The sequence below is a fragment of the Actinophytocola sp. genome (genome assembly GCF_045807065.1).
Taxonomy (GTDB): domain Bacteria; phylum Actinomycetota; class Actinomycetes; order Mycobacteriales; family Pseudonocardiaceae; genus Actinophytocola.
On the sequence record NZ_JBJMIE010000729.1, the window covers coordinates 1 to 17497 of the forward strand.

A 17497-nucleotide genomic window follows, 5' to 3' on the forward strand; every position below is an offset into this window, starting at 1 on the left:
CAGCCCGACCGAGGCAGCCCGACCGAGGCAGCCCGACCGAGGCAGCCCGACCGAGGCAGCCCGACCGAGGCAGCCGGACCGAGCGACCGGACCGACGGCACCGGACCAAGCGAGCGCCGAGCAGCGGACGGAGGGAGGGCGGACCGAGCGAGGGCCAGGAGCCGCGCTCCTACCCGAGGTCCCCGTCGACCGCGCCGGGGCGTGCCTTCGCCGGCCCGCTGACGGCGCGGTCGCTTTCCGTGCCGTCGCTTTCCGTGCCGTCGACGCGGTCACCGTCGATCCGGTCGCTGCCATCCCGGTCGTCGTCGAGACGGTCACCGTCGGCCCTGTCGCTGCCACCCCGGCTGCTGCCGTCACGGTCGCCGTCGCGGACGGCGGATGGTGCCTCCTCCGCTCCCCGCGCGGCCGGGGCGCCGGGCCGGTGCTCCCACAGGTCGGCGAGGACGACCTTGATGATGCCCGCGACCGGGATGGCCAGCAGCGCACCGAGGATGCCCGCCAGCTCGGAGGCCAGCAGGATCGACACGAGCACGGTCAGCGGGTTGAGCTTCACCGTGCGGGCGAACACGACCGGCTGCAGCAGGTGGTTCTCGAGCTGTTGGTACAGCACGAAGAACACGACCACGGCGATGCCGGCGGGCACCGAGTGGATGAACCCCGCGATGGCGGCGACGATCGCGCCGAGCGTGGCGCCGACGAGCGGGATCAGGTCCGCGATCGCGACGAACAACGCGATCAGCGCGGCGAACGGCACGCCGAAGATCAGCAGCACCGTGAAGGTCAGCAGGCCGCAGATCACGCTGATGATCAGGTTGCCGCTGATGTAGCCGGTCACCGTCCTGGCGCACGCGGCCCCGACGCGGCGCACGCGCTCCGCCCGCTCCCGGGACAGCAGCCCGAGTCCGCCGCTGGTCATCTTCGGGCCCTCGAGCACGATCAGGTAGGTCAGCACGACGATCGTGACGGTCGCGACGATGCCGGTGACCAACCCTCGGGCCAGCTGCAGTGCCGGGGTGCCGAGGCCGGTGGCGATCTGCCGGATGCGGGACTGGTTCTGCCGCACGAACTCCAGCGCGTGTGTCCGTGCCAGCAGGTCGCCGATCGGGCCGCGACCGCCGCGGGCGTCGGCGATCATGCCGGGCAGCTGACCGGCCAGCTGGGTGGCCTCGTGCGCCAGCGGCACCGCGAACGCGGTGAGGATCCCGATCATCGCCGCCAGGACCACGACGAACACCACCAGTGTGGCGAGCCAGCGGGGGCACCACCGCCCCCGCCGCTCCAGCCAGCCCACCGTCGGGTACAGCGCCGTGCCGAGGAACAGCGCGATGAGCAACCACACCAGGATCCGTTCGACCCGCAGGACGAACTCGACGACGACCAGCGTCGCCAGCCCCAGCAGGATCGCGATCACGATGACACGCGCCGCACGGCGCTCGCTGACCATCCCACAGAGATACCGCGCGGGGCGGCACGGAAACCAGGTCCGTGTCCCCGTGCCGCGCACTCGCCGACGGAACCGGTCCGCGTCTGCGACGATCGGGGGTAACCGCGCTCGCCCGACAGGAAGGGGCCGTCGATGACCGAGGTGTCCGTCGAACCCGAGGTGCGCAGCGCCGCGGGCGCTGTCCGCGGCCGCCGGGAGGGCGGCCTGGCCGTCTTCCGCGGCATCCCGTTCGCCGCGCCACCCGTCGGCGCGGCGCGGTTCGGCGCACCTCGGCCGGCACCACGCTGGGACGGGGTGCGCGAGGCGTTCTCCTTCGGGCCGGCCGCACCGCAGGGGAGCTCGGGGTTTCGGCTCGCCGGCGGCGCCGCGCCGGGCCGGCCGGAGACCCGCGAGGACTGGCTGACGCTCAACGTGTGGACGCCGGCGCCGGACCCGGCCGCGCGGCGCCCGGTCATGGTGTGGATCCACGGCGGCGCCTACAAACTGGGCTCCTCGGCCCAGCCCGGCTACGACGCGCGGCGGATCGCCCGGGACGGCGAGCTGGTGGTGGTCACCTGCAACTACCGGCTGGGCGTCGAGGGTTTCGCCGCGATCGCCGGGGCGCCCGCCAACCGTGCCCTGCTCGACCAGGTCGCCGCGCTGGAGTGGGTGCGCGACAACATCACCGCCTTCGGCGGCGACCCCGACCGGGTCACGGTGTTCGGGGAGTCGGCGGGTGCCGGGTCGGTGGCCGCGCTGCTCGTCATGCCGGCCGCGGCCGGGCTGTTCCGCCGCGCCGTGGCCCAGAGCGTCCCCGGCACGTTCGTGTCCGCCGAGCTGGCCGCGGACGTGACCGCCGCCATCGCGGCCCAGCGGGGACTGCGCCCGACCATCGCCGAACTGTCCACTGTGGAGCCCCGAGAGCTGGCGGAGGCCGGCGACGCGGTGGGCGCCGCGTCGCGCCGGTACGCCGACCGCTGGGGGCAGCTGGCCGACGGCGACACCTGCTTCGCCCCGGTCGTGGACGGCGAGGTGCTACCGACCACCCCGTGGCGGGCGCTGGCCGGTGGCGCGGCCCGTGCGGTGGAGCTGGTCGTCGGGCACAACCGCGAGGAGTTCCGGCTGTTCATGGGCATGGCCGGGAAGTTCGGCACGGTGAGCGACGCGGCCGCGACCCGGTCGCTGCGCCTGTTCGCCCCGGGACCGGACGGCGAACAGGCCTACCGGACGGCGTTCCCGGCCGCCTCGGCCGAGGAGCTGTACGAGCGGGTGCGGTCGGACTGGCTGTTCCGCATGCCCTCCCTCCACCTCGCCGAGTCCCACGTCGCCGGCGGCGGCAGGGCGCACCTGTACGAGCTGACCTGGCCGGCCCCGGGTGCCGGCGGCCGGTTCGGCGCCTGCCACGGGCTGGACATCCCCCTGCTGTTCGGCACCCTCGACGCGGACCTCGGCCCGCTGCTCATCGGTCCGGAACCCTCGGCCGAGGCCCAGCGGCTGTCGGCCGCGTTCCGCACGGCGTGGACCGCGTTCGCCACCACCGGCGACCCCGGCTGGCCCGCGTTCGACGGCGAGACCCGGCTCACCCGGATCTTCGACGCGGAACCCGCGGTCATGCCCTACCCGGAGGAGACCTCCCGCCTGCTCTGGCGACACCACGAGTTCGCACCGCTCCCCCTGCTGGGTTAGGGCCTTGTCCCGTGGGTCTTCGAAATTCCGGGAGGCGGGCTAGTCGAGCAGACCTTGTTCCTCCACTGTGGACAGTGACAGGGTCTTGTACCCCATGTCGTCGAAGAGGACGGTCAGCCGGTCCTCCTCGGTGGACATCACCACGCCCCCGCCCCACTCCGCGTGCCGCACCCTGGTGTTGGGCGGGAACCGGTCGCTCCCCGGCGACGTCGCGGCCGCCGTGGCCTGCCCGGTGTCGCAGTTGTCGCAGTTGCCGCACGGGTCGGGCAGCGCCTCACCGAAGTAGCCGAGCAGGAACTGGCGGCGGCAGCCGGTCGTGTCGGCGTAGCCCCGCATCATGTCGATGCGGGAGCGGATGAGCCGCTGGTGCGCCTCCGCGACCTCGACCGCGTGCTCCACCGCCTCCTCCGGGGAGCGGTCGGCGTCGACGTACTCGAGCCCGCCCTTCTCGGTCGTGGCGACCACGCCGGCCTGCTCCAGCAGGTTGACCGCCCGCGTGCGCCGGGCGGCGGGGAGGTCCACCTCGTCGGCCAGCCGCGCCGGGCGCACCGGCTCGTCGTGCGCGTCGAGCGCCCGCGCGACCTCGGTCAGCGCCTCCTCCGGCGCCCTGGCGGCGGTCAGGAACTTCTGCAGGTTCAGGTCCTCCTGGCGGTAGAACAGCACGGTCGAGGCGGGCTCGCCGTCCCGGCCCGCACGCCCGATCTGCTGGTAGTAGGAGTCCAGTGACTCCGGCGCCGACGCGTGCACGACGAACCGCACGTCCGGCTTGTCGATGCCCATGCCGAACGCCGAGGTCGCGACCACCACGTCCAGCTCGTCGGCCATGAACCGCTCGTGCACCCGCTGGCGGTCGGCGGCCCGCATCCCGGCGTGGTACGCGTCGGCGCGGGCGCCGAGCCGGGCCAGCTCGTCCGCGTAGAACTCGGTGTCCTTGCGGGTCGCGACGTAGACCAGGCCGCGGCGGGTCGCGGGGTCGGCGGTCATGGCGCGGACCCGGGCGATGACCGCGCCGCGCTTGTCCCGGTCGTCGGCGAACCGCTCCACCGCGAGGTGCAGGTTCGGCCGGTCGAAGCCGGCGAGCACCTCCCGGTGCTCCCGCAGCCCCAGCCGCGCGACGATGTCCTCGCGCACCGGGAGCGCGGCGGTCGCGGTCAACGCGATCACACGGGGGTGGCCGAGCCGCTCGATCACCGGGCCGAGGCGCAGGTAGTCGGGCCGGAAGTCGTGCCCCCACGAGGAGACGCAGTGCGCCTCGTCCACGACGAACAGCGACACCCCGACCTCGCTCAGCTCGTCGACGACCTCGTCGTTGGCGAGTTGCTCCGGGGACAGGAAGAGGAACTCGGCGTCGCCGCGCCGCACGGCCTCCCACGCGCGCTTGCGCTCGCCGCCGCGCTGGCTCGAGTTCACGGCCACGGCGTCCTCGCGCACGCCGCTGTCCTCGATCCCGTCGATCTGGTCGTGCTGCAACGCGATCAGCGGGGACACCACCAGCGTCGGGCCCTCGATCAGCAACGCGGGCACCTGGTAGATCGCGGACTTTCCCGCGCCGGTCGGGAGGACGGCCAGCACGTCGCGCCCGGCCATCACCTGTTCCATGGCCTCGAGCTGGTGGTCGGAAAGCCGCGACCAACCGAAGTTCCGCTCGGCGACGCGCCGCAGCTCGCGGACCCGCTGGGTAGATGTCACGGTCGGCAGATACCCCGTCCGGTAAGGCGGAAACCGCTCCTTGATCAGTGGTTATGCGGTCCGCGACCGGGTAATCGAGCCGCCACGCCGTACTAGGAGGAGGCTCAGGTGACCGATCCCACCGGCGGGTACACCCCGCCGAACAGACAACAACCCCAGTCCACCCCGGAGGCTGCCAAGCAGGAGGCGTCCGCCGTGGCGCAGACCGCGGCCGAACGCGGCGGACAGGTCAGCGACACCGCAGGTGAACAGGTGCGGCGTGTCGCCTCGGAGACCACGCGGCAGGCGAGGGACCTGCTGCGGGAAGGCCGCGACCAGCTCCACGCGCAGGCGAAGGAGGGCCAGAGCAAGGCGGCCGGCGGCCTGCACGCGCTGGCCGACCAGTTGCACGAGATGGCCGAGAAGACCGACGGCAACGGCCTCGCACCCGAGCTGGCACGCCAGGCCGCGGAGCGCACGCGCGACGCCGCGACCTGGCTCGACGACCGCGAGCCCGGCGCGCTGCTCGACGAGGTGCGGGCGTTCGCGCGCCGCAGGCCCGGCGTGTTCCTCGCCGGCGCGGCAGTGGCCGGCGTGCTCGTCGGCCGGCTGACGCGGGGCGTGATCGCCGCCAACAGCGACGACTCGGACTCGGGCTCGGGCTCGCCCAACGGGTCCGCGGGCCGGCACAGCGTCACCCCGGGCCCGTCGAGCACGCAGTACCCGAGCCCGGCGCCGCGCCAGCCGGTCGCCCCGCCGACGACGCCGAGCTACTCGGTGCCGCCGCCGACGGGCGTGCCCGGTGACTACCGGCCGGGCGAGTCCGTGGCCGGTGACTACCGCGGACCGGCGGCGACGCCGGGCCGGCCCCCCACGACTCCGGCGTCGCCGGGTTACTCCGTGCCGCCACCGCCGCCGGTGGGACCGGGCGGCGGTCACCCCGGGCCGGTGACCCGATGACCGGTCCGACGTACCCCGCACCGGGTGCTCCGTCGGGTGGCGGTCCGACGTATCCGGCATCGGCCGGTGCGACGTACCCGGCGTCCGGTGGTCCGCCGTACTCGGCACCCGGTGACACGGCCACGCCCGACGTCGGGGACGTGTCGGTCGGCCAGCTGCTCGGCAACGTCTCCCGCGACCTGTCCACGCTGATGCGGCAGGAGCTGGCTCTGGCGAAGGCGGAGCTGAAGCAGGAGGCGACCAAGGCGGGCAAGGGCGCCGGCATGCTCGGCGGCGCCGGGTTCGCCGGCTACATGGTGCTGCTGTTCCTGTCCTTCGCGCTCTGGTGGGCCCTCGCCAACGTCATGGACGAGGGACTTTCCGCGCTGATCGTCGCGATCGTGTGGGCGATCATCGCCGCGGTGCTCTACACCACCGGCCGCGGTCAGCTGCGGTCCGTCAACCCCGTGCCGGAACGCACCGTGGACACCCTCAAACAGGTCCCGGACGCCGTCAAGCCCCACGAGGAGAGATCATGACCACTCCCAACGAACCGGAGCGGCTCCGCCGCGACATCGAACGCACGCAGCGCAGCCTCAGCACCGATGTGGACCTGCTCGCCGAGAAGGTGACGCCGGGGCGCATCGTGCACCGCCGCGTCAACCGCGCCCGCCACGCCCTGACGACCGTGCGCGACCGCGTGATGGGCACCGCGCAGAGCGGCGCCTCGTCGGCCGGTGACACCATGTCCGCCGCCGGCAACCGGATCGGCGGCGCGGCCTCGTCCGCCGCGTCGTCGGTCGGTGACGCGGCGTCGTCCGCCGCGTCGTCCGTGGCCGAGGGCACGCAGGCCGCCGCGTCCACGGTGGCGCGGGCGGCGCAGGAGGCGCCGCAGGCGATCCGCCGCGAGACCCAGGGCAACCCGCTCGCCGCCGGGCTGATCGCGTTCGGCGCCGGCTGGCTGCTGTCCTCGCTCGTGCCGGCCACCAAGGCCGAGGAGCGCCTCGCCGAGCAGGCGAAGGACACGGCGCAGGAGTACGGCAGGCCGGTGGCCGAGCACCTCGCCCAGGAGGTGCGGGACAACCTGCGCGAACCCGCCCAGCAGGCCGTCGAGTCGGTCCGGGACACCGCCTCGGACGCGGCGAGCACCGTCGCGGACGAGGCCAGGCAGGCGGCCAGCGACGTGGCCGGCCGTGCGCAGGAGGCCAGGACCTCGGTGCAGCAGCAGCACGAGTCCTGAGCTACGCCAACAGGAACGCGGCTCGGCTCTTTTCTGGCCGAGTCGCGTTCCTGTCGTGTCCCGGTGGGGTAACCCGGTGGTTTCGCCACGACGAGGGATGGAGCTTCATGCACGAAGTGGACTGGCGCAGGGACAAGGCCGAGTTCGTCGCCCGCCCCGCGGGCGCGCCGCACCCGGCGGGTGACCCGGAGACCAGTCCACTGGCCCGGCAGTTCGCCCGGCTGGCGAGCCTCCTCCTGACCGCGGACACGGTGGCCGACGTGCTGTCCCACGTGGTCGCCGCCACCTCCGCGGTGATCCCCGCCGCCGACCTGGTCAGCCTGACCCTGCGCGGCAGCGACGGGCACCTGCGCACCCCGGTGGAGACCGACCCGGTGGGGACGGCGCTGGACGACCTCCAGTACCGCTACGACCAGGGCCCCTGTTTCGACGCGGCCCGCGGCCCCGGTCTCGCCTACACCTACAGCCCCGACCTGGCCGCCGAGCGGCGCTGGCCGCGGTTCGGCCCGATCGCCGCGCAGCGCGGGTACCGTTCCGTGCTCTCCACCGCGCTGCTGCCCGAGGTCACCCCGCCCCGCCTGTCCGGCGCCCTCAACATCTACTCCCTGCGCACGGACCGGCTCGGCGACGAGACCACCCGCGACCGCGCCCTGCTGCTGGCCACCCACGCCGCACTGGCCGTGGCCAACACCGAGGCCGTGCGGCTCGCCGACCTGCGCGCGGCGCGGCTGCGCCGGGCGCTGCGGACCAGGGACGTCATCGGGCAGGCCAAGGGCATCCTCATGCAGCGCCGGGGCATCAGCGCCGAGGAGGCGTTCGACCTGCTCCGCCGCACCTCCCAGGACCTCGACATCACGCTGTCGGAGCTGGCGCACACCCTCACGGGCCGCCACACCGAGCTCGACGGGCCCGGCCGCTGAAGGTCACGGCCGGGCCGGCACGGTGAGGGGCAGCGTGTCGCCCCGCTTCAGGAAGTGGACGTCCGCGGCCGGACGCCGCCGCGCGACGGCCTCGAGGAAGTTCGAGACCGGCGAGTGGAACAACCCGTAGTCGTCGTAGTGGATCGGCACCGCGGCGGTCGGGCCGAGCAGCTCGAGCAGGTCGACGCCCTGCTCGTCGTCCATGGACAGCAACACGCCCAGCACACGCGTGCCGCCGAGGTGGAGCAGGGCGAGGTCCAGCGTCGGGAAGCGGTCGCGGATGCTCGCCAGGTCGTCGTGGTACACCGTGTCGCCGCTGACGTAGATCCGCAGCGGCTCGGCGGCCGCGGTGGCGCGGTACTCCAGGACACTTCCCATCACCTCGGGCAGCAGCAGGTTCAGCGGCCCGGCCGTGTGGCGGGCCGGCACTGCCGTCACCCGCAGCGTCGCCGCGCCGTCGGTGAACTCGTGGGTGTCCCAGGTGGACAGCGCGGCGGTCGACCGGAAACCGGCGCGGGACAGCTTGCGCGCGGCGTGCTCGGTCGTCACGAGGGGCAGGTCGCGGTCGAGCTCGCGGCGCGCCACCCGGTCGAAGTGGTCGCCGTGCAGGTGCGACAGCAGGACCGCGGTCAGGGGCGGGAGGTCACCCGGCTGGATCGCGGGTTCGGTGCGCCTGCGGGAGAACAGCCCCTGCCCGAAGTAGGACCACTGGCCCCGGTGCAGGAAGTTGGGGTCGGTCAGCACGGTGAACCCGCCCAACCGCAACAGGGTCGTGGCCGTCCCGACGAACGTCACCGAGCTGTCCATCCGAGTTCTCCTCACCCGCGGTGTCGAGTCCACGGACTACCCGCGCGTCCGGCACCCATGCCGGCGGGGTCAGCCGCCCTCGGCGTAGACCCGGGTGAGGGCCGCGAAGCCGATCCCGACGACCGCGAGTGCGCTGCCCGCCACCACCCACCCGGTCAGCGCCAGCACCAGACCGGCGCCGGCGAACAGGACGAACTCGACGGTGAACCGCGCGGGTTCCGGCAGCCGCCGGCGTGCCCGCGGCGCGATGAACAGGCCCCACAGGGCCGCGGCGACCAGCGGCAGCAGCACCGCGTCGACGACGGCGAGGACCACCCCGTCGCCGAGGCGGGCACCGGCCACGGCCAGGCCGGCCAGCAGCGCCAGCTCGGTCAGGAACCGGCAGGTCAGCACGAGCCCGGCGATCCCCCGCAGCTCCCCCGCACGATCCGAACTCACCCGCGTGAGCCTGTCGTGCTCGAGGTGGCAGTGCCAGGGCGGCCGGCGTGGTGGCATCGAGCGTCGATGGCCATGGCGGCGCTTTCCGTCACGGGGTCACCGGGATCTCCGGCGAGTCGGTCAGGCGCAGCTTGCGGCGGGCACGCTGGTAGAAGGTCGTCATGCCCAGCCGAACCACCCGGGCGGCACTCGGCCGCCCCCGCAGCTCGATCCGGTTCCCCGGCTCGACGTAGCCGCGGACCTCCCCGTCCACCTCGACGGCCAACCGGCCGCTGGTCGGCAGGATGTCCAGCTCCACCGTGTCGTGCACCGACAGCACCACGCCGCGGCTGTACGCGGAGTGCGGCGCGGCGGGCGTCACGAGCAGGGCCTCGACGGCCGGGCTGGTGATCGGCCCGCCAGCCGAGAAGCTGTACGCCGTGGACCCGGTCGGCGTGGCGACGATGACCGCGTCGGCGGCGTAGCTGACGAACTCGTGCCCGGAGACCCGGACCGCGACCACCGCGCTGCCGTCCCCGGGCACCCGCACCACGGCGACGTCGTTGAACGCGGTCGCGGTCTGCCCGCCGATGACCGCGTCGACGGCCAGCCGGGGCTCGACGGTGAACTGGTGGTCGTCGATGGCCGAGAGCGCGGCGGGCAGGTCGGGCACGTCCACCTCGGCCAGGAAGCCCAGCTTGCCCAGGTTCACCCCGAGCACGGGCGCCCGCTGCCCGTCCACCAGCCGCATCGCGCGCAGCATGGTCCCGTCCCCGCCGAGGCTGACCAGCAGGTCCGAGCGGCGGGCCAGCTCGGCGGCCGTCACACCCACCGCCGCGCAGTTCAGCCGCTGGATCTCGTCCGCGATCCCGAGTATCTCGATCCCCCGGTTGGCCGCCCAGTCGAGCATCGCCGTGACCGCCGCCTCCGAGTCGCGCCGCGGGTGCAGCACAATGCCGGCCGAGTGCATGTCAGCGGCCTTCGTCCGTTGAGGTCATGACAGGAGTCTGCCCGCACCGGTGCCCGACCGCGCGATCACCCCTGCGCGCTGCCCAGCCGGACCATGTTCCACGACAGCGCCGGCAACACGGCCGTCACCGTCCCGTCGGCGGTCTTCACGTCGGCGAGCCGCCTCGGCGTCACCCGGTCGGGATGGTCGGCGGTGTTCGTCGCCTCGGGATCGGAGTCGAACAGCGCCAGGTGCGAGCCGACCGCCAGCTCCGGCAGCGCCCGCACGTCCACGTCGAGGGCGACCTGCGAGTCCTGCGAGCGGTTGACCGCGAACAGCGTGACCGCGCCCGACTCGGGGTCCCGCACGGCCGTGGCGGTGACGACGGGCACCTCCCCCATCCACGACGTCTCGTACGTCGGCCCGGTCGGCTCGACCCGCAGCACGCTGCCCCGCCCGTGCCGGGACGTCAGCGCGAACGGGTGGAAGGTGGTCTGCCGCCACGCCGGCCCGCCCGGCTCGGACCGGATCGGCGCGATCACGTTCACGAGCTGGGCGAGGCAGGCGATCTTCACCCGGTCGGCGTGGCGCAGCAGCGAGATCAGCAGGCTGCCGACGACGACCGCGTCGACCACCGAGTACTCGTCCTCGATGAGCCGAGGACGCCGCGCCCAGTCCAGGTTGTCCTCGCCGGGAAACCGCGCCTGGTACCAGACGTTCCACTCGTCGAAGGCCAGGTTGAGGCGCTTGCTGTGCTGCCCCGCCCCGCGCACGTGGTCACAGGTGGCGACCACCGACTCGATGAACCGGTCCATGTTGGCGCCGCTGGCCAGGAAGCTGCCCCGGTCGGCGCCGCGCTGCTCGTAGTAGCTGTGCAGGGAGACATAGTCGACCAGGTCGTAGGTCTCCCGCAGCACGGTCGCCTCCCAGTCGCCGAACGTCGGCATCCGCTGGTGGGAGCTGCCGCACACGACCAGCTCGATCGACGGGTCGACCCGGCGCATGGCCTTCGCCGTCTCGGCCGCGAGCCGCGCGTACTCCGCCGCGGTCTTGTGGCCGATCTGCCACGGCCCGTCCATCTCGTTGCCCAGGCACCAGAGCCTGATCCCGTGGGGCTCGGCGACCCCGTTGCGCCGCCGCAGGTCCGACCAGTGGGTGCCGCCCGGGTGGTTGGCGTACTCGACGAGGTTGCGTGCGGCGTCGATGCCCCGGGTGCCGAGGTTCACCGCCATCATCGGCTCGCTGCCCATCCGGCGGGCCCACGTGGTGAACTCGTCCACGCCCACCTGGTTGGGCTCCAGCGACTTCCAGGCGAGGTCGAGCCGGGTCGGCCGGTCCTCGCGGGGCCCGATGCCGTCCTCCCAGGTGTAGCCGGACACGAAGTTCCCGCCCGGGTACCGCAGGACCGGCACGGACAGCTCGCGCACCAGCTCGGCGACGTCGCCCCGGAACCCCTCGCCGTCGGCGCTGTCGTGGTCCGGCTCGTAGATCCCGGTGTAGACGCACCGGCCCATGTGCTCGACGAACGACCCGTAGAGGCGCGGGTCGACCTCGGCGATGGCGAACGCGGGGTCGAGGGTCAGGGCGGCGTGCTGCAATGGAGTCATCCCTTCAGGCCGGTGCCGGCGATGCCTTCGACGATGCGGCGCTGGAAGAGCAGGAACACCAGCACCAGCGGCAGGGCGCCGAGGATGGCCGAGGCCATCGTGTCGGCGTAGCGGATCCCGTAGGTGCCCTGCACGGTCGCGAGTCCGACCGGGATCGTCATGATCTTCGGGTTGGACAGCGCCAGCAGCGGCCACAGCAGGTCGTTCCACGTCCAGACGAAGCTGAAGATCGTCACCGCGGACACCGCCGGCCGCGCCAGCGGCATGACGACCTGCCGGTAGGTGCGGAAGAACCCGGCCCCGTCGATGCGTGCCGCCTCGTCGAGGTCCTTCGGGATCCCGTCGAAGAACTGCTTGAACACGAACACCGCGATCGCGATGGGGATCTGCGGCAGGATCACCGCCCAGTACGTGTTCAGCAGGTTGACATTGCCCAGCTCCCGGAACCGCGGCACGATCAGCACCTGGCTGGGGATCATGATGCCGATGAGGATGGCCCAGAACACCAGCCAGCGGAACCGGAACCGCAGGCGCGACAACGCGTAGGCGGCCAGGCTCGCGGTGAGGACCGTGCCGGCCGCGGTCAGCGCCGAGGTGATGAAGCTCGCCGCGTACCAGCTGACCATGTCGCCCTCGGCGAGCAGCGTCCGGAACGACCCGAGGGTCGGGTGGGTGATGGCCCAGGTCGGGTTCGTGGTGTCGCCGTTGGGTTTGAGCGCGGTGTCGAGTGCCCAGGCCAGCGGCACCAGCCAGAGGATCGCGAACGCGACGAGCACCCCGGCGCAGCACCGGTTGAACAGGCGGGTGCGGCGGTCGGCGGAGGTGGCGAAGCGCTGCGCCTCCGCGGTGGTCAGCGGCCGCGCGTCGTAGGCGAGTGTGGCCATGTCACATCTCCGGTTCCTGGCGGCGGGTCAGCACGACCCACACGGTCGACACCGCGAGCACCACGAGGAAGAACAGCGTGGAGGCGGCCGCGGCGTAGCCGCTGCGGAAGTCGGTGAACCCGACGTCGAAGACGTACTCCAGGAGCGAGCGCGTGGCAGAGTTCGGGCCGCCCTGGGTCATGATGTACATCTGGTCGAACACCTTCATCGAGGCGATGATCTGCAGCACCACGACGAGCGTGGTGGTGCGGGCGAGCAGCGGCACCGTGATCAGCCGGATCTGCTGCCACGGTCCGGCCCCGTCGATGGCCGACGCCTCGTACAGGTCGCGCGGGATGTCCTGCAGGCCCGCGAGGTAGAGCACGAAGTTGAAGCCCAGCGTCCACCACACGGTGGTGACGGCCAGCGACACCATCGCGATGTCCGGGTCGCCGAGCCAGTTGGGCTCGGCGAAGCCGAGCGCGGTCATCGTGCGGCTGAGCAGGCCGAGCGCGGGCGTGTACATCCAGATCCAGATGAGCGCGACGACGGCCGAGGGCAGGATGTAGGGCAGGAAGAACGCCAGCCGGAAGAACCACCGCGCCCGGCGGGCCCGCTCGGCGAGCAGTGCGAACACGAGCGCGAGCACGATGAGCGGCGGCGTGGTGAGGATCGTGAACCAGGCGGTGTGCCACAGGGAGGACCAGAAGTCGCCGCTGGTGAGCGCCTCGGCGTAGTTGCCGAAGCCGGCGAACGTGCCGAGCCCGGTGGACACCATGCTGGTGTCGAAGAAGCTCATGACCACGCCGTAGAGCGCCGGCCCGACGATGAACAGCGTGTACAGGACGAGGAACGGCGCCAGGAACAGCAGCGCGGGGCGCCCGTGCCCCTGCGGCCGGGCCTCGCGCCGGGTGCGCGCCACCGGGTGGGTCGGGGGTGGTGGGGTGCGGACGGTGGGCGGTTCGATGGTCGTGGCCACGGCCAACCTCCTCTGACTTCTCACACCGGGGGCGTGGTCCGGGCCAGCTGGGACAGCTTCGCGCGGATCTGCGCGATCGCGGCGTCGGCCGACATGCCGCCGGCCTCGACGGCGCCGACGGCACCGCCCATCACGTTCTCGAAGTTCGAGCCGGAGCCGGAGTACCAGGCCGGCGGGTCGTAGACGGCGGCGTCCGCGGCGGCCGCGTACTCCGACTGCGGGGTCAGCTCCCGGTAGGCGCCGCTGGTCGTGAACGGCCGCCACGCCGGCACGTGACCGCCCTTGGCCCAGGTGAGGCTCTGGTCGAGCATCGAGCGCACGAAGCCGAGCGCGAGGTCGAGCCGTTCCCGGCCGTGGTCGGGCCGCACCGGCAGCACGAGCGTGTGCGAGTCGGCCTGCACCGCGTACGGACCGCCGAAGATGTTGGGCACCAACGTCATGCTGAACGGCATCTTGGCGGTCTGGAACGTGGAGATCTCCCACTCGCCGTTGAGGTGGAACCCGGCCGCGCCGCTGGCGAACAACGCGATCGCGCCCTGGTAGTCGATGCTGCCGGGCATCAGTCCCTTCTCGACGGTGAGCAACCGGAGGTAGTCGAGCACCTGCTTCGCCTTGGCGTCGTCGAGCACGACCCGGGTGCCGTCGTCGGCCAGCACCTCACCGCCGAGCTGGGCGTACAGGGTCTGGAACAGCCGCCAGGGCGTGGCGGTGTCGGAGTTGATGCCGTGCGTGGCGCCGTACTTGCCGGTGACCTGCTTGATCCTGGTGAGCGCGTCGACGAACGCGTCCTGCCCCTTGATCGGCACGAGCTTGCCGGACGAGTCGAGCAGGCCGGCCTGCTCGCAGATCTTCGTGTTGTAGAACAGGACGAACGGGTGCGTGTCGATCGGGATGGCGTAGATCTTCCCGTCGATCAGGCCGGCCTCCCAGGCCCGCCGGTTGAACTTCGCGGCGCTCATGCCGTGCCGCTCGAGGTCCTCGGGAGCCAGCTCCTGCAACAGGTTGCCCGCCGCGAGCGTCTTCATCCTGGTCAGGTGGGACACCGCGACGTCGGGCGGCCGGTCGCCGACGGTGGCGAGCGCCAGCTTGGTGTAGTACGGGTTCCCCCAGGCGAGGGTCACGGCCTGCAGGTCGATGCCCGGGTTGGCCTTGCGGTAGCCGTCCTCCATGTCCGTCATGCGGACACCGTCGCCGCCGCCGAAGAGGTTCCAGTACGCCAGCGTGTCGGCGCTCGGCCGCGCGTCGACCAGCCCGGCGCCGACGGAGGCGCAGCCGGCGGTGGTGAGCGCGGCGGCGCCCAGCAGGCCGGCCCGGAGCACGCCGCGTCGGGTAAGGGCATTCCTGGGAGATGGTTGTGCGGGGGGACCGTTCATTCTCCACCGTCCTAACGTGAGCCTGGGGGGCTCGTCGACTCGCGGACGATCAGCTCGACGGGCAACAGGTCGCGCTGGGGTATCTCCTTGCCGCCGATGCGGTCCACGAGCAGGGTCGCGGCGCGCTCGCCGGTCTCCTGGAACGGGATGCGCACGGTGGTCAGCGGCGGCACGAGGTAGCCGGCGAAGGACAGGTCGTCGCAGCCGACGACCGAGCAGTCGGCGGGCAGCCGCCGCCCGCTCTCGTGCAACGCCTTCAACGCGCCGACGGCCATCGTGTCGTTGTGCACGAAGACGGCGGTGATGGTCGGGTCGGCGTCCAGCAGGCGGTGGGTCGCGGCCCAGCCGCCCTCGGAGGTCCAGTCCGCCTCGACGATCCGCCGTTCGGGCAGCTCCACGTCGGCCGCGCGCAGCGCCGCCCGGAACCCGCGCATGCGGGCCCGCACGACCTGCCGCGTGCGCGTGCCGGTGACCGTGCCGATCCGCCGGTGCCCGAGCTCGAGCAGGTGTTCGGCGGCCAGCGTGCCGGTGACGGTGTGGTCGGACCCGATCGTCGGCACGGTGGCGCCGGTGACCCGGTTGATGCTCACCACGGGCAGGGGTCCACGCAGCGCGGCACCCAGCGCGGGGTCGTCCTCCAGGGTCGGCGCCGCGACGAGGATCCCGTCGACCCGGTACTCCAGCAGCTTGCGCACCGCGAGCCCGGCGTCGATGTTGGCGTGCACGCTGCTGATCAGGGCGGCGTGGCCCCGGCTCGCCGCCGCACGCTGAGCGGCCAGCACGAACTGCGAGACCGCGAGATCGGAGAAGTCGTCCGCGACGACCCCCACGGTGACCGACGCCTGCCGGACCAGTCCCCGTGCCATCGCGTTGGGCACGTACCCCAACTCGGCCGCGGCACGCAGGATGCGCTCCCGCGTGCTGGGCGAGACCACACCCTCCCGGCCACCGTTGAGGACCTTGCTGGCGGTCTGGAAACTCACGCCGGAACGCGCCGCCACATCCCGGAGCGACACGTACACGGGCCACCCTCCTCGGCGAAGGCGAACGTTCGCCTAACTCTGACCCCGATCGGCGCCGCGCGTCAAGACGGTCCGTCGGTATCGACGGATCGTCCCGAAGGGAGCAAGCGCGGTTCCACACCGTGGAAGCCGTTGCCGCAGGTCGCGGGAGGAAGCAGGCTGGAGGCCGGAGTCAGCCCCGGCGAAGGAGCAACCATGACCGTCGAAACAGGCACGCTGAACAACGTCGACCTGGCCGCTGTCGGCGCGTTGGTCACCGCGATCCAGGAGGACCCGAAGAAGGCGGACACGACCTGGGCCGCCCACGTCACCTGGACCGGTGGGTTCCAGTCGGACGCCCGTGTCCGCGGCTTCGCTCCCACCCCCTCCGACGAGCCCTCGGGCCTCGGCGGCGGCGACACCGCCCCGAACCCGGTGGAGCAACTGCTGTCCGCATTGGGCAACTGCCTGGCGGTCGGCTACGCCGCGAACGCGTCGGTGGCCGGTATCCGGCTCGACGAGCTGACCGTCGACGTCAAGGGCGACATCGACCTGCGGGTCTTCCTCGGCCTGGCGGAAGGCCACGCGGGCTTCGAGTCGATCACCGCGGCGGTCAGGATCAGCTCCCCCGCCCCGCGTGCCGACCTCGAGGCCCTGCACGCCAAGGTCATCGCGTCGTCGCCGGTCGGCCACACCCTCGGCGCCGCCGTCCCCGTCACGGTCGACCTGGTCTGACGCCGCGCTTCCTCAGCCCGTGAGGCCCGTCTCGGCGACGCCGCGGACCAGGTAGCGCTGCAGGACCACGAACACTCCCACGATCGGCAGGATCGACACCGCCGCGCCGGCGAACAGCAGCGTCACCCTCGGGTTCTGGGCCGTCAGCAGGCTCGACAGCGCCACCTGGACGGTCCACGTCGACGAGTCCTGCGCGATGATCAGCGGCCACAGGAACTGGTTCCAGCTGCCGATGAAGTCGATGACCGCGATCGCCGCGGCGAACCCCAGGGAGTTGGGCACCACGATGCGCCAGTAGACGCCCCACCGGCTCAGCCCGTCGATCCTGCCCGCCTCCTCCAGCGCCTGGGGGAAGTCCAGGAAGTACTGCCGGAACAGGAACACGTTCAGCGCGCTGAACAACCCCGGCACCACCAGCCCGCGCAGGTCCGACAGCCAGCCCAGGCTCGACACCACGACGAAGCTCGGCACGAACGTCACCGCGGTGGGCACCATCAGCGTCGCCACCACCGCGGCCAGCACCCTGCCCGCGTGCCGGTAGGGAACCCGGGCGAGGCCGTAACCCGCGAGCGAGCACAGCAGCAACTGCCCGGCGGTCTGCAGCACCGCCACGACCGTCGAGTTCAGCAGGCTCCGCGCGAACGGGATCTCCATGTCGGAGAACAGGTCGGTGACCGTGGACCAGCCGGCGGCGAGGCCGTCCCGCACCAACGCGAAGAACGGCAGCAGGAACAGCACGGCCGCGACGAGCAACGCCAGCCAGCGCAACACCGGCGCGCGGCGGTGGCCCACGGGTGGGATCACGAGGGCCTCCGCCGGTACACCCTGCCGGACAACAGGGTCACGAGTGCGATCACCAGCGCCAGCACGACCGCGCCCGCGCTCCCCCG

At 72.7% G+C, this 17497-nt stretch carries 17 protein-coding genes; 6 read left to right on the forward strand and 11 right to left on the reverse strand.

Translation table 11 applies throughout. The annotated features are described in order from the left end of the window. Window positions 1-169: 169 nt before the first annotated feature. On the reverse strand, window positions 170-1444 hold the full coding sequence (locus tag ACJ73U_RS42930) for an AI-2E family transporter (RefSeq protein WP_407783542.1): 1275 nt from the start codon (window positions 1442-1444) through the stop codon (window positions 170-172). A 132-nt stretch (window positions 1445-1576) separates the two neighbouring features. Here ACJ73U_RS42930 and ACJ73U_RS42935 point away from each other — a divergent pair, with 132 nt between their 5' ends. Next, on the forward strand, window positions 1577-3109 hold the full coding sequence (locus ACJ73U_RS42935; protein WP_407783543.1) for a carboxylesterase/lipase family protein: 1533 nt from the start codon (window positions 1577-1579) through the stop codon (window positions 3107-3109). 39 nt (window positions 3110-3148) lie between these two features. Here the strand turns inward: ACJ73U_RS42935 and ACJ73U_RS42940 are convergent, their stop codons facing one another. After that, window positions 3149-4798, reverse strand: a complete 1650-nt coding sequence (locus tag ACJ73U_RS42940; RefSeq protein ID WP_407783544.1) for a RecQ family ATP-dependent DNA helicase — start codon at window positions 4796-4798, stop codon at window positions 3149-3151. 108 nt (window positions 4799-4906) lie between these two features. On the opposite strand from ACJ73U_RS42940, the gene ACJ73U_RS42945 reads away from it, so the two are divergent. The 4 genes from ACJ73U_RS42945 (at window position 4907) to ACJ73U_RS42960 (ending at window position 7876) form a co-directional block, all read left to right on the forward strand. Beyond that, a complete protein-coding gene (locus tag ACJ73U_RS42945) occupies window positions 4907-5737 on the forward strand; it encodes a hypothetical protein (RefSeq protein WP_407783545.1) in 831 nt (276 codons plus the stop codon). Continuing rightward, complete coding sequence (locus ACJ73U_RS42950; RefSeq protein ID WP_407783546.1) at window positions 5734-6255, forward strand: phage holin family protein; 522 nt, start codon at window positions 5734-5736, stop codon at window positions 6253-6255. Before ACJ73U_RS42945 ends, ACJ73U_RS42950 begins: the two co-directional genes overlap by 4 nt. Continuing rightward, window positions 6252-6956, forward strand: a complete 705-nt coding sequence (locus tag ACJ73U_RS42955) for a DUF3618 domain-containing protein (RefSeq protein ID WP_407783547.1) — start codon at window positions 6252-6254, stop codon at window positions 6954-6956. Before ACJ73U_RS42950 ends, ACJ73U_RS42955 begins: the two co-directional genes overlap by 4 nt. Before the next feature lie 107 nt (window positions 6957-7063). Then, window positions 7064-7876, forward strand: coding sequence for an ANTAR domain-containing protein (locus ACJ73U_RS42960; protein WP_407783548.1), 813 nt, complete (start codon window positions 7064-7066; stop codon window positions 7874-7876). A gap of 3 nt (window positions 7877-7879) precedes the next feature. Here ACJ73U_RS42960 and ACJ73U_RS42965 read toward each other — a convergent pair whose 3' ends face one another. From ACJ73U_RS42965 to ACJ73U_RS43000, 8 genes are all read right to left on the reverse strand, one after another. Then, complete coding sequence (locus ACJ73U_RS42965) at window positions 7880-8683, reverse strand: MBL fold metallo-hydrolase (RefSeq protein ID WP_407783549.1); 804 nt, start codon at window positions 8681-8683, stop codon at window positions 7880-7882. A gap of 69 nt (window positions 8684-8752) precedes the next feature. Further along, the gene (locus tag ACJ73U_RS42970; protein ID WP_407783550.1) at window positions 8753-9121 is read right to left on the reverse strand and encodes a YrdB family protein; all 369 of its coding nucleotides are present in this window, start codon (window positions 9119-9121) and stop codon (window positions 8753-8755) included. An 88-nt stretch (window positions 9122-9209) separates the two neighbouring features. Further along, window positions 9210-10070 (reverse strand): NAD(+)/NADH kinase, encoded by an 861-nt coding sequence (locus tag ACJ73U_RS42975; protein ID WP_407783551.1) that lies wholly within the window; start codon window positions 10068-10070, stop codon window positions 9210-9212. Between the two features lie 65 nt (window positions 10071-10135). Then, window positions 10136-11656 carry an alpha-N-arabinofuranosidase gene (locus tag ACJ73U_RS42980; RefSeq protein ID WP_407783552.1) on the reverse strand — a complete coding sequence of 507 codons (1521 nt, stop codon included), beginning with the start codon at window positions 11654-11656 and terminating at the stop codon, window positions 10136-10138. After that, a complete protein-coding gene (locus ACJ73U_RS42985) occupies window positions 11653-12540 on the reverse strand; it encodes a carbohydrate ABC transporter permease (protein ID WP_407783553.1) in 888 nt (295 codons plus the stop codon). The genes ACJ73U_RS42980 and ACJ73U_RS42985 overlap by 4 nt, the downstream gene beginning before the upstream one ends. A gap of 1 nt (window position 12541) precedes the next feature. Beyond that, on the reverse strand, window positions 12542-13498 hold the full coding sequence (locus tag ACJ73U_RS42990) for a carbohydrate ABC transporter permease (RefSeq protein WP_407783554.1): 957 nt from the start codon (window positions 13496-13498) through the stop codon (window positions 12542-12544). Window positions 13499-13518: 20 nt separating this feature from the next. Continuing rightward, window positions 13519-14817 (reverse strand): extracellular solute-binding protein, encoded by a 1299-nt coding sequence (locus tag ACJ73U_RS42995; RefSeq protein WP_407783555.1) that lies wholly within the window; start codon window positions 14815-14817, stop codon window positions 13519-13521. Window positions 14818-14882: 65 nt separating this feature from the next. Continuing rightward, on the reverse strand, window positions 14883-15893 hold the full coding sequence (locus ACJ73U_RS43000) for a LacI family DNA-binding transcriptional regulator (protein ID WP_407783556.1): 1011 nt from the start codon (window positions 15891-15893) through the stop codon (window positions 14883-14885). 195 nt (window positions 15894-16088) lie between these two features. On the opposite strand from ACJ73U_RS43000, the gene ACJ73U_RS43005 reads away from it, so the two are divergent. Further along, entirely contained in the window at window positions 16089-16607 is a 519-nt protein-coding gene (locus ACJ73U_RS43005; RefSeq protein ID WP_407783557.1) for an OsmC family protein, read from the forward strand. Window positions 16608-16619: 12 nt separating this feature from the next. Here ACJ73U_RS43005 and ACJ73U_RS43010 read toward each other — a convergent pair whose 3' ends face one another. Then, window positions 16620-17408, reverse strand: a complete 789-nt coding sequence (locus tag ACJ73U_RS43010; RefSeq protein WP_407783558.1) for a carbohydrate ABC transporter permease — start codon at window positions 17406-17408, stop codon at window positions 16620-16622. Window positions 17409-17497 lie beyond the last annotated feature (89 nt).

What these genes read in the sequence shown, in the direction of transcription:
- ACJ73U_RS43005 (WP_407783557.1), top strand. Translation starts at nt 16,089, where the DNA reads ATGACCGTCGAAACAGGCACGCTGAACAACGTCGACCTGGCCGCTGTC.
- ACJ73U_RS42930 (WP_407783542.1), bottom strand. Translation starts at nt 1,444, where the DNA reads ATGGTCAGCGAGCGCCGTGCGGCGCGTGTCATCGTGATCGCGATCCTG.
- ACJ73U_RS42950 (WP_407783546.1), top strand. Translation starts at nt 5,734, where the DNA reads ATGACCGGTCCGACGTACCCCGCACCGGGTGCTCCGTCGGGTGGCGGT.
- ACJ73U_RS42935 (WP_407783543.1), top strand. Translation starts at nt 1,577, where the DNA reads ATGACCGAGGTGTCCGTCGAACCCGAGGTGCGCAGCGCCGCGGGCGCT.
- ACJ73U_RS42965 (WP_407783549.1), bottom strand. Translation starts at nt 8,683, where the DNA reads ATGGACAGCTCGGTGACGTTCGTCGGGACGGCCACGACCCTGTTGCGG.
- ACJ73U_RS42955 (WP_407783547.1), top strand. Translation starts at nt 6,252, where the DNA reads ATGACCACTCCCAACGAACCGGAGCGGCTCCGCCGCGACATCGAACGC.
- ACJ73U_RS42985 (WP_407783553.1), bottom strand. Translation starts at nt 12,540, where the DNA reads ATGGCCACACTCGCCTACGACGCGCGGCCGCTGACCACCGCGGAGGCG.
- ACJ73U_RS42960 (WP_407783548.1), top strand. Translation starts at nt 7,064, where the DNA reads ATGCACGAAGTGGACTGGCGCAGGGACAAGGCCGAGTTCGTCGCCCGC.
- ACJ73U_RS42975 (WP_407783551.1), bottom strand. Translation starts at nt 10,070, where the DNA reads ATGCACTCGGCCGGCATTGTGCTGCACCCGCGGCGCGACTCGGAGGCG.
- ACJ73U_RS42980 (WP_407783552.1), bottom strand. Translation starts at nt 11,656, where the DNA reads ATGACTCCATTGCAGCACGCCGCCCTGACCCTCGACCCCGCGTTCGCC.